Annotated in this window: 8 protein-coding genes; 3 read left to right on the top strand and 5 right to left on the bottom strand. The window is 66.6% G+C overall.

Going from position 1 to position 11,691, the window contains the following annotated elements:
* Positions 1 to 162 precede the first annotated feature (162 nt).
* The 3 genes from ACFWAY_RS06960 to ACFWAY_RS06950 form a co-directional block, all read right to left on the bottom strand.
* Positions 163 to 1,770: an SLC13 family permease gene (locus ACFWAY_RS06960; protein WP_378450509.1), complete on the bottom strand. Its 1,608-nt coding sequence runs from the start codon at positions 1,768 to 1,770 to the stop codon at positions 163 to 165.
* Between the two features lie 87 nt (positions 1,771 to 1,857).
* Positions 1,858 to 2,748 carry a universal stress protein gene (locus tag ACFWAY_RS06955; RefSeq protein WP_378450508.1) on the bottom strand — a complete coding sequence of 297 codons (891 nt, stop codon included), beginning with the start codon at positions 2,746 to 2,748 and terminating at the stop codon, positions 1,858 to 1,860.
* Positions 2,745 to 4,568, bottom strand: coding sequence for an amino acid permease (locus ACFWAY_RS06950; RefSeq protein ID WP_378510247.1), 1,824 nt, complete (start codon positions 4,566 to 4,568; stop codon positions 2,745 to 2,747). The genes ACFWAY_RS06955 and ACFWAY_RS06950 overlap by 4 nt, the downstream gene beginning before the upstream one ends.
* A gap of 317 nt (positions 4,569 to 4,885) precedes the next feature.
* On the opposite strand from ACFWAY_RS06950, the gene ACFWAY_RS06945 reads away from it, so the two are divergent.
* Positions 4,886 to 5,143 (top strand): hypothetical protein, encoded by a 258-nt coding sequence (locus ACFWAY_RS06945; protein ID WP_378510246.1) that lies wholly within the window; start codon positions 4,886 to 4,888, stop codon positions 5,141 to 5,143.
* A 21-nt stretch (positions 5,144 to 5,164) separates the two neighbouring features.
* Here ACFWAY_RS06945 and ACFWAY_RS06940 read toward each other — a convergent pair whose 3' ends face one another.
* Positions 5,165 to 8,431 (bottom strand): protein kinase, encoded by a 3,267-nt coding sequence (locus ACFWAY_RS06940; protein WP_378510245.1) that lies wholly within the window; start codon positions 8,429 to 8,431, stop codon positions 5,165 to 5,167.
* Between the two features lie 209 nt (positions 8,432 to 8,640).
* Here ACFWAY_RS06940 and ACFWAY_RS06935 point away from each other — a divergent pair, with 209 nt between their 5' ends.
* Both ACFWAY_RS06935 and ACFWAY_RS06930 read left to right on the top strand, forming a co-directional pair.
* Positions 8,641 to 9,069, top strand: a complete 429-nt coding sequence (locus ACFWAY_RS06935) for a MarR family winged helix-turn-helix transcriptional regulator (RefSeq protein WP_378510244.1) — start codon at positions 8,641 to 8,643, stop codon at positions 9,067 to 9,069.
* The gene (locus ACFWAY_RS06930; RefSeq protein WP_378450503.1) at positions 9,053 to 10,489 is read left to right on the top strand and encodes an MFS transporter; all 1,437 of its coding nucleotides are present in this window, start codon (positions 9,053 to 9,055) and stop codon (positions 10,487 to 10,489) included. The genes ACFWAY_RS06935 and ACFWAY_RS06930 overlap by 17 nt, the downstream gene beginning before the upstream one ends.
* On the opposite strand, the gene ACFWAY_RS06925 is transcribed toward ACFWAY_RS06930, so the two are convergent.
* Positions 10,486 to 11,682: an acetyl-CoA C-acetyltransferase gene (locus tag ACFWAY_RS06925; RefSeq protein WP_378510243.1), complete on the bottom strand. Its 1,197-nt coding sequence runs from the start codon at positions 11,680 to 11,682 to the stop codon at positions 10,486 to 10,488. The genes ACFWAY_RS06930 and ACFWAY_RS06925 overlap by 4 nt on opposite strands.
* Positions 11,683 to 11,691 lie beyond the last annotated feature (9 nt).

Below are 11,691 nucleotides of genomic sequence, written 5' to 3'. Positions count from 1 at the left end.
TGCATACCCCGTGACGCCGGCCTTCGAGACCGGGATCGTCGTGATCGGTTTCAAGAATGTGGTCGTGCCGCCACGCACACCAGGCACCCTAGGGGAGCCAAAAAGTCACCCGGACAGAACTGCCGGGGCTGTAACGACATCTTCAGGTGGCCGCACCGTTGATCATCCACCGCCGAGACCGACCAGGCCGATCATCAAGGGCAGGAAGACGATGATCAGAATCGCGCCGACGATGTCGAAGGCGATGCCGCTTCGGATCATCGTGGTGATCGGAACGGCGCCGGAGCCGTAGACCACGGCGTTCTGCGGCGTCGAGACCGGCAGCATGAAGCCGAACGATGCGGCGAACGTTGCCGCGAGCGCAGGCACGAAGGGGTTGACACCGGCCGCCAGCGCCACGGGGATCACGATCGGCACCACGACCGCCGCAGACGCGGTGTTGCTCGTCGTCTCCGATACCGCGATGGCGAGCAGCACGGCGAAGACGGTGATGGCGACAACGCTCGTCAGGCCCAGCGAGTCCGCGACGGATGTGCCGATCGTCTCGGCGAGGCCGGTGTCTGCGAGCAGTGAGCCGAACATGATGCCGCTGCCGAACAGCACGATCGTGCCCCAGTCGATCTGCGCTGCGTCCCGCCAGGTCAGCGTGAACTCGCGATCCTTCCAATCGGTCGGCAGGAGGTAGAGCAACGATGCCCCGAAGACCGCGACCATTCCCTCGTCGAGTCGGTCGCTGATCGTGCTGTAGAGATCCGAGTCGTTGCCGGCGATCACCGCGACGACACCGGGCAGGATCCACAGCGTCACCGTGACTCCGAACGCGATGAGCGTGTTCTTCTGGGCACGAGACAGCGGGCCCATTTCTGCGCGCTGCTCCGCCAGGTAGTCGGCGACGCCTTCGATGCGCCGGATCTCCGGCTTGTTGAGGCGCAGCAGGATGAAGGCGAGCGCGATGAACATCAGCAGGCAGATCGGAATTGCCATCGCCATCCACTGCCCGAAGCTGATCCGTTCCCCGGTGGCCTCTTCGATGAGACCGCGTCCGATGAGGTTGGGCGGGCTCCCGACCGGAGTCAGGAGGCCGCCCACGCTTGCGCTGTACGCGAGCATCAGCATGATCGCGGCACCCACCCTGACGCGCAACGGGTCGAAGTCCGCTGCGACGACGCCGCGGCGCTGCATGAGCTTCGCGATGACGCCGAGGATTCCCAGCGCAGTGGGCAGCAGCATGGCCACGGTCGCGGTGTTGGATACGAACGCCGAGAGCCCGCACGTGATCGCGCCGAACGCGACGATCACGCCGGTGGTGGACTGGCCGACGCGCGGCAGGGTCAGGATCCGAAACGCGAAGCGTCGCGCCACGCCGTGTTTGAGCATCGCCTGAGCGAGGATGAACGCCCCGATGAACGTGAACGTCGTCGACGACCCGAACGCGGCGAGGACTTCGTCGGCCGGCGCCACCCCCAGAAACACCACCACCGCCACCCCGAGCAGCCCGGCGATCGGGATTGGTACCGCCTCGGTCACCCACAACACGATGACGCCGAGCAGCACGCCGGCCAACGTCTGCTGCTGCGGCGGTATGTCGATCGGCAGGGCGAGGAAGACGATCGTGACCAGCGGCGCCAGAAACAGCCCGATCGTGCGGCGCCCCTTCTCGAACCGCTCCTCGGCCGGTGAGAGCTGCTGTTCACCGAGGCTGCGATAGGTGGCATGCCCGAGCAACGCCTTGTCGACGTCGGTGCGGTCGCCCTGGTTCTCGGCTGTCATCGTCCCTCCCCTGCTACACGGATCGGTACGGAAGTAGTACCCGTGAACGAGCGTGCTAGTCGTGTCACGGCATGTTTTCTCCGACGCCTAGGCCGCCGACTTGTTTCTGGGAACGATCAGCACGGGCACCGGGGCGTGACGCAGTATCTTCGAGGCGGCCGAGCCGAGGAACACGTGGGCCGCAGGCCCGGCTGCGCCCGAACCCAGCGCCAGCATGTCGCCGGCTTCCCAGGAGACGGCCTCCACCGCTTCACGCCAGTCGTGGCCGCTGCCGACCACGACGTCGACGTCGGGAACGGGGATTCGGGCACGAACTACGTTGAGCTGCTTGATGATATCGTCGCGCGTCCGGCGTGCCCACTGTTGGACGACGAGGTCCTCCGTCGAACGCTCGATCGCGCCGCCGAACATCGTCATCGGCCGCACCGTGAACGACACGATCCGCAACTGCACCGGCCACTGCCTGGCCAGTTCGGCGGTGGCAGCTACGAGGCCGTTGACATCGGCCTCGCCTCCGTACGCGACGGTGATCCGGCGGATCGACTCCGGCACCGGCGGGTAGCCGCGCGGAGCGATCGCGACGGGCACCGCCGCGGTATGGACCAGCCGTTCGGTGACGCTGCCCAGCGTCACCCTGCCCAGCAACCCGGACGACGACGACCCGACAACGACGAGACGCGCGTCGTGGTCGGCCACCAGTTCGATCAAACCTGTTGGAATGGAATTGGATTGGTAGACGAGGCGGGGAATCTCCAGGCCCCCGGGCAGCTGGCCGACCACCCTGTCCAGGGCGTGCGAAGCCTGCTCGGTGACGTAGCCCAGGTATTCGCGTTCGATGGGGTCGTCTTTCGCAGGCCACGGCCGTTCCACGATCGCCGCGGCCACAACCTTGTCACCGGTCCAGCGTGATATCTGCACCGCCAGGTTGAGGGGCGCGGTCCCCTGACGGCTCGAGCTGAAGCCGGCGATGATCGTCATCGGGGGGATCCCTCTGCGGCGACCGGGGTGACGACGACGTGCGTCACCGGCACACTGTGCTCGGCGCGTGCGCGGTCCACGACGTCGAAGCGGTGCCACACCGACTCTTCGGGTGGCAGCGTCGAGATGACGATCTGATCCGGACGGAACGAGTCGACGGCCGCGGCCAGGGCCCGCAGCGGCCGGTAGTCGCCCAACTCGCCGTCGGCGACGAGGTTCTCCGCGCGGAGTGTCGCCAGCGTGTCGTCCAACCGCCGTTGTGCGACCTCTCGGGTCGCTTCCGCGACGTCGAGCGGACCGTGGGTGGCGGCAGTTCCGGTCTCGATCGGGCTGGCCGGCACGACCACGAAGTAGGTGGCATCCCGATCCGCGTCGATGCGACGAAGCTCGTCGAGCATTTCCTTGGACTGGACGGTCTGGTTCGCCAGCACCAGCACGCGGTGCGGTCGTGTCGTCGCCGCGACCCCTTCGACGACGGGCCGCCGGCCCACGAACCACTTGTTCGCGAGGAACAGCACGATGACGACTGCCCACGACAGCAGGCTCAGCACCAGTTGCGACCGCACATCGTCCTGCAGATACATCTGCACCAGGATCGCCACGATCGCGGCCGCGGTGATGATCGACAACACCGGGAACAACCACATCTTGACCCGTAGCTCCGAGTCCGGCGTGCGGTACCGCAGCACGATCTGGGATACGGCGATGAGCAGGTACACGAACAGGATGACCGCACCGCTGGAGTTCAGCAGGAACGCGAAGACGGTGTCCGGTGAGATTGCCGCGGCGATGACACACAGAAAACCGACGACCGAGGAGGCGAGGATCGCGGTAGCCGGCACCCCTCGACGGGTCACCCTGACCAGCTGCGCGGGTGCTTCCCGACGCGCAGCGAGGACGAACAACATGCGGGACGCGGTATACATGCCCGAGTTGAGACAGCTCAACACGGCCGTCAACACCACGGCGTTCATGATGTGGTCGGCGTACGGGATCCCCATTTCGGTGAACGCGGCGACGAAGGGGGACGCCGCTGCCGCCTCGTCGTTCCACGGCAGGATCGTCGCCAGTAGGAACGTCGAGCCGACGAAGAACACTGCGATCCGCACGATCACCGAGTTCGCGGCCTTGGTCACCGCACGCTCCGGGTCCGCCGATTCCGCGGCGGCGATCGTCGCGATTTCGGCCCCGACCATGGAGAAGATCACCGTGACCACACCGACGGTGATGGCCATGGCGCCGAACGGCAGGAACCCGTCATGGCTCCACAGGTTCGAGAAGTCGAGCGACTTGTTCGGCCACACCCCGAGAACGAACAGAGTGCCCAGCCCGATGAACACCACGATCGCGGCCACCTTGATGCCGGCGAACCAGAATTCGAACTCGCCGAACGACGACACGGAGAACAGATTCGTCGCGGTCATCAGGATCATCAGAATCAACGCCGACAACCACAGCGGGATGTCGATCCAGTACTGGATGATCGTCGCGCCGGCGATCGCCTCGAAACCGACGACGATCACCCAGAAGTACCAGTACAACCAGCCGACGGAGAAGCCGGCCCAGTTGCCCAACGCGGCGCGGGCATAATCGGCGAACGACCCGGTCGACGGATTGGCGACCGCCATCTCGGCCAGCATCCGCATGACCATGATGATCAGGACCCCGGCAAGCGCGTAGGTAATGAAGGCCCCCGGCCCGGTGTCACCGATGACGACGCCCGAGCCGACAAACAGGCCTGCGCCGATCACCCCGCCGATCGCAATCATCGTCAGCTGCCGCTGGCTCAGCGCCTTCTTCAAAGTGGGTGTTGCACTCATTGCATCCCTCCGATACTCGACGCACCGGCTGCACGCTCTCTTGGCGAGACCGGCTGTCGGATTCCGTGGGATGTACTCGGCTGGGCGCGCGACCAGAGGGAATGAGCCGCAGGGCTTGAGTCTCAATCGTAAGCCGCGCCGTCCGTCCACCGAGCGGGTTCGGACAGGTGGATCTGGTGCGCGCTGAGCGTGAGTGCACCGGAACTTCCGCCCCGGGCAAGCGACAGCGCCCTCAGAAGTGCGGACAATAGAAGGTTGCAACCGGCACGCCGCTCGCCCCACGGAACGAGGTGGAGCAGCCGCAGAAGGAGTTCACGATGAGTTCGAAGAAGACCGTGGCGGGAGCCGTGATCGCCGGTGCGCTGGGCTTCGGCGCACTGGGGCTCGGCACCGGCACGGCGAATGCTGATCCATGGCCACCGTCGATTCCCGCTATCTCGGTCCCCGACTTGGTTCCACCGCCCGGACAGCTGGGGCAGCTGCCGTTCATCCCACCGCCGGGCCAGTTGGGACAGCTTCCGTTCGTGCCGCCACCCGGGCACTGGGACAAGCCGTGGAAATGGCTTCCTCGGTGACTCACCGCGAGAACTGATGACCTAATCGTGCGCCCGCTCCACGACCCAGGCCGCGACCTGTGTTCGGGAAGTGAAGCCCAGTTTGGCCAGGATGTGCTCCACATGACCTTGTGCGGTGCGAGGTGAGATCACCAGGCGGTCGGCGATGGCCTGATTGGTCAGGCCTTCGGCGATCAGGGCGGCGACTTGGCGTTCCCGCTTGGTCAGTCGCGTCGACGCGTCGGCGTGGGGCCTGTGCGTACCGGCCTGTTGCTCGTGGAGGGCGTAGGCGATCGCCGCGTCGAAGCCGAGCTGTTCACCCTTGCGGTGGGCCGCTCCGAATGGTGTGTCCCCGAGTTCCTGCCGGGCCTTCTCTGCATATTCCTGTTGGTAGCGAATCAGATTGGAATGGATGACCGCAGTACTGCCGATCGACCGCGCCATCCCGTCCGCAGCTCCCATCAGCATTGCGGCCCGGAGCGCGTCGTGTTGCTCGAAGCTGATCCACGCCAGCGCCTCGAGGCAGGCTGCAGCGACGCGGGGGCTACGCACCTTCTTGGTCAGCTCCAGTGATTGTTCGATAAGTTGCACCGAACGATGTGCATCACCCTGCTGCCACACGGCAATTCCCAAGGCCCACAGCGAATGCGATCGATACATCGTCTCGCCGTGCGTTTCCGTGATCGCGAGCGCACGTTCGTGGCATTCGATCGCCTGGTCCGTCCGGCCAGACAGTCCATGGGCCAGACCTAACGGGTACAGGATGGCTACTTGGAGCATTCGATCTCCGCGTTCGGTGAACTCGGCGAGCGCGATGTCCAGTTGCGAGCACGCTCGCACGAGATCACCGCTGTAGAGGGCCAGCATGCCGTCGGCGCAGTCGACGTAGGCGCGCAGTAGGGGGTCACTCGTGTCGGCGGTGAGAGTCCGCGCCTCCTCGACGAGCGCTGTCGCGGCCTGGAGGTCGCCTTGAGCGAAAGCCATTACGCTGTGGCTGTAGAGCCCCTTGATCGAATCCAAGGTGGGGGGGCCGCTCTGGCGGGCGAGCAGCTGGTCGTACCACCGTCGCCCTTCGTTGTAGAGGCCCTGGGAGCTCCAGAACAGGAATAGCGCCACGGCGATGCGCAGGCCGGCGGCGGGGTCGTCGTCGATGCTGAATTCGAGGGCCTCCCGCAGATTCGCGTGTTCCCGCTTCAGCCGGGCGATCCAGTCGAGTTGGCGTGCGCTGATCCACTCGGACTCCGCATCCAGCGTCAACGCCTCGTACCAGTCCCGGTGCCGGCGACGCAACGCCACAGCCTCACCGGTCTGTTCGAGTTTCTCGTAACCGTACTCGCGGAGAGTCTCGAGCATCCGGAAGCGCACCACCGCACCGGATTCCTCCCGGATCAGGATCGATTTCTCCACCAAAGACGTCAGCGTATCCAGCAACTCGTCCGGTGCCAGACCCCCGCCACACACCTGCTCCGCGGCATCGAGTTCGAAGCTTCCCGCGAAGACCGCCACCCGACCCCACACCAGTTGCTCACCGGCGGTGCACAACTCGAAACTCCAATCGATACACAACCGCAGCGTCTGCTGCCGCGTCGGCGCACCCCGGCTGCCACGGGTCAGCAGGGCGTAGCGGTCGGTCAGCCGGCCCAGGATCTGCTCGGGCGACATCGCCCGCAAGCGCGCCGCCGCCAATTCGATCGGCAGCGGCAACCCGTCGAGCCGGTGACAGATCCCCGCCACCGCCGCCAAGTTGTCCTCGGTGAGCGCGAACCCCGGAACCGCGGCAGCGGCGCGTTCGACGAACAACGACACCGCATCGTATTTGGGCAAACCCCGCAGCGAGGGTTTCCGCTCGGGATCCGGGACAGCCAGCGGGGGGACCCGCAGCACCGCCTCCCCACCGATACCGAGCGGTTCGCGGCTGGTAGCCAGAATCCGCAACCGCGGACACACCCGCAGCAGGGGGCCGGCGAGTTCGGCGACCGCATCCACCACCTGCTCGCAATTGTCGAGAACCAACAGCAGTTCCTGTACCGCCAGGTGCGCCAGGAGGACCTCGCGCAACGGCCGAGCCGAGTGGTCCCGTACCCCCACGGCGGCGGCCACCGCATCGACCAGCGACGACCCGTCGCGCAGTTCACCCAACTCGACCAGGCGCACACCGTCGTCGTACTCGCGCCGCGCAGCGGACGCGATCCGCATCGCCAGCCGGGTCTTGCCGACACCGCCGATCCCGGTCAACGTCACCAGCCGCGACCCGGTCAGCAGGTTCTTCGCCTCGGTGAGCTCGTGTCGGCGGCCAACGAAACTCGTCAGTTCCAGGGGGAGACTTCCCGTCGCGCCCAGCGTGGAGGGAGGCTGCGACAATCGTCCGCCGCGCGAGGTCGGTTGCTCCCCGTTCCCCCGCGCATCGGGTTCCACGCGCAGCGCCATCTCGTCGACAGGAAAGCCATGACCGCGCTGCAGACCTCGCAGTTCCTCCCCGAAGTCGGCGGCGGTGGCCGGGCGCGCACCGGGCTCGCGAGACATCGCCCGGGCGATCACCGCGGACACATCGTCCGGTATTCCGTGCTCGCGCAGATCCGGCACCTCCTGCGTGGTGATCCGCAAGAACTGCGCGACCACCTGCTCACCGCTGCGACGTTCGAACGCGGCACGGCCGGTGAGGGCGCTGAACAGGGTGGCACCGAGACCGTAGACGTCGGCGGCCGGGCTCGGGGGGTTACCCGCGAGCACCTCCGGCGCGGTGTAGGCCGGCGACCCGGTGACGGCACCGGTGGCGGTCTCGAAGCCGCCGCTGATGTGCGCGATGCCGAAGTCGGCCAACTCCGGCTCGCCGTAATCAGTGAGCAGAATGTTCGCGGGTTTGATGTCGCGATGGAGGATGCCGAGCCGGTGCGCCGACTCCACCGCACCGGCCATCTTCACCCCCAACCGCAGAACCTGATCGAGTGGCAGCGGACCGTCCTTCCGGACCCGGGCCTCCAGCGAATCCTGCGGGTGAAAGGGCATCACGATGTACGGACGGCCGCTGTCGGTGGCACCGACCTGCAGAATGTTGACGATGTTCGGGTGCCCGGTCAGCCGCCCCATCGCCCGCTGCTCCCTGAAGAATCGGGCCCGGTTCTCGTCGTCGAGTTCCACGGTGAGCACCTTCACCGCCACCGTGCGGTCCAGGTCGTTCTGGGTGCAGCGGTAGACCACACCGAAACCGCCGCGGCCGATCTCCTGGACCTCGTCGAAGCCGGTGCCTGCCAGCTCCGCCGCCAGTGACGGCGGGTACCGCTGAGTGTCGAGCGGATCACCTTCACCCATCGGACGGTCTACTCACTCCGTCGGCTCGTGGTTCCGCGCACTGGCCCCGACGGCACGACCAGCGCGGATACAACCGTGGACTCACCTCTCGATGGCGTCCTTCTGAGGATATCGCTGACGGTGATCGGTGCGGGCGATCCTGGCCGTGCCAGGTGTGAGTCTCACCATTTAGTCAATTAGGTTGATCAATTTGGTTGTACGCTTTGCTCATGATCACCGAACAGGCCACCGCGCAGGTCCTGCGGGAAGCGCTGCGCCCGATCTGGCGGCAGCTCACCACCGGCAGGACGATCTCCGTCGGCAAGATCGGCGTGCTCGCATACCTGTCGAAGCACGGGCGAACGTCTGCCTCGACCCTCGCGGCGGCCGAGAGGATCAGTCCCCAGGCGATCGCCGCGGCCGTGCGCGAACTCGAAAATCTCGGCCTGGTCGAGCGCACACCCGACGAACAGGATCGACGCCGGATCTGGATCGAGCTCACCGATGCCGGCCGGGAGAGGCTGGCGCAGGAGCGGTCGCAAGGCCTGGATTGGCTGGAACACGCCATCGCGGAGCGGCTGACGGCCGACGAGAAGAAGACTCTCGACTCGGTCGTCCCGATTCTGCGCAAGTTGGTGGACGATGCCCCCGGCTACTGAGTCCACGACACACCCCCGGTTACTCCCGGCCCTGGCGTATGCCGCCCTGACCACCGCGATCGTCAGCTCACTCGGCATGCTCCTGGTGCCCACGATCTCCCACGACATGCACGTCGAGGTGAGCACCGGCCAATGGATGCTCACCGTCAACCTCCTGGTCGGGGCGGTGGCAACACCGATCATGGGCCGGCTCAGCGACGGGCCCCACAAGAAGCGCCTGCTCCTGTGCTCCCTGACCACGATCCTCGTCGGTTCGATCGTCGCCGCGGCCGCTCCCAACTTCACCGTGTTCCTGATCGGACGCGCGTTGCAGGGACTCACCTACGGAATCGTTCCGGTGACAATCGCTCTCGCCCGCCGCTATCTCCCCGACAACCAGGCCCGGATCGGCATCTCCAGCCTGTCGGTGACGGTGACGACCGGCCTGGGACTCGGATACCCCCTGACCGGCATCCTCGCCGACCTTCTCGGGTTCCGTTTCGCTTTCTGGTTCGCGGCACTGTTCCTGATCACCACCATCCTCGTCGTCTGGCGTGTCGTTCCCGCGGGCCCCGACGAGCAGGCACCATGCAACACACTCGACGTCCCGGGCGCACTGCTGGTCGGTCTCGGACTCGCGTCCCTGCTCGTCGCCGTCAGCGAAGGCTCCCGGTGGGGCTGGGGCTCGCCGTGGACCATCGGCTTCTTCGCCGGTGCGGCGACACTGCTGACGGCGTGGTCGCTCGTCGAACTGCGCACCCCGTACCCGCTGATCAACCTGCGGGTACTGCGCAACGGTGACGTGCTGGTCGCGAACAGCACCGCGATCGGCCTCGGCGCCGCGATGTACATCGGACTCTCGATCGGCAGCCTCATCGCCCAGGCGCCCGCCTCCACCGGATACGGCATCGGGTTGCCCCTGTTCTGGGCCGGATTCGTGATGCTTCCCCTCTCGGTGGCAAGTTTCGGCGCGAACCGACTCGTCCGCGCGGTCTCGCACCGGATCCGCATGAGGACCCTGTTGCTCGTCGGTGCAGGCCTCGTGACGGCCTCGAGCGTGCTCCTCTGGGTCGCCCACAACGCGCTGTGGGAAATCCTGATCGGGATGTTGGGGTTCGGGGCCGGGATGGGCATGACGTACGCGGCGATGCCGGCCCTGATCGCCCGCAGCGTCGCCGACACCGAACTCGGCAGCGCCGTGAGCTTCAACCAGGTGCTGCGCACCGTCGGCGGTTCGTTCGGCAGCGCCACCGCGGGTGCGGTGCTCGCCGCGAACCTGGCACCGGACCTACTTCCCACCGAAGACGGAATCAAGCTCGCTCTCGCCGTCGGTGCCATCGGGTGCGCGGTCGTCTTCGTCGCACTCCTGGTCAATCATGTGATGTCGCGTCCGCCGACCCCGATGTCGGAGCCGGCGGAGCGCCATTCCAGTCGCCTCTAGACCCCTTCGACGATGGCGGCCATTCCCTGCCCGCCACCGATGCACATCGTGAGAAGCGCCTTGCCGCCGCCACGCCGCCGCAATTCATGCAGTGCGGTGGTTGTCATCCGCGCGCCGGTTGCACCGATGGGGTGCCCGAGCGAGATCCCGGACCCGTTGACGTTGAGGCGGTCCCGGTCGTCGAATCCCCATTCCTTCAGGACCCCGAGCACCTGGCACGCGAAGGCCTCGTTCAGCTCGATCAGCGTGAAGTCGTCGAAGCTCGCACCCGTCCTGCTGAACAGCTTGGACGTGGCCGCGACCGGTCCGAGTCCCATCAGCGCCGGTTCGCATCCGGCGGCGGACCACCCGGTGAGGAAACCCATCGGCTCGAGCCCGAGTTCGTCGAGTTGGTCCTCGGCGACGATGAGCATCGACGACGCCGCATCGTTCTGCTGACTCGCGTTACCCGCGGTGACGACACCGTTTTTGAGTGCACTGCGCAGCCGCGACAGGGTCTCGGGCGTGGTCTCCGGGCGAATACCCTCGTCCCGCGCCACGACGGAAACGTTGCCCTTCCGGTCGGTGATCTTCACCTCGATCACCTCGTCGTTGAATTTTCCTGCCTCCCAAGCGGCGTGGGCCTTGACGTGGCTCTCGGCCGCGAACGCGTCCGACTCCTCACGGCCGATTCCGCACCGTGCGGCAACGTTCTCGGCGGTCTCGATCATTCCGCTGATCTTCCCGAACCGCCACTCCGGCTGGGAGCGTTCCCGACCGCGGTCGAGGCGGTCGTAGAGGTTCAGCGATCCGGCGCGCGTCCCCCAGCGGGCACCGGTCGTGTAGTGCTCGATGTTGCTCATCGACTCGACGCCACCGGCGAGCACGACGTCGGCCGCGCCGGTCTGCACCATCATCGACGCGGTCACGAGGGCCTGAAGTCCGGTGCCGCAGCGACGGTCGGTCTGCAGGCCCGCGACGCTGATCGGTAGTCCCGCCTCGAGAGCCGCCCACCGGCCGATGCACGGGGCCTCGGAGTTGGCGTACGACTGCCCCATCACGACGTCCTCGATGAGGATCGGGTCGATCCCGGACCGCGCCACGGTCTCCTTGATCACGGTGGCGGCCAACGTCTCTGCCGGGACGTCGCGCAGTGCTCCGCCGAAGCGGCCGACCGCGGTGCGGACCGGGGCGACCAGTGCTGCTCTTCGCATGTGTTCTTT

This window comes from Rhodococcus sp. NPDC059968, assembly GCF_042738615.1.
In the GTDB taxonomy this organism is placed as follows: domain Bacteria; phylum Actinomycetota; class Actinomycetes; order Mycobacteriales; family Mycobacteriaceae; genus Rhodococcus_F.
This window is presented reverse-complemented; position numbering and strand designations above follow the sequence as displayed.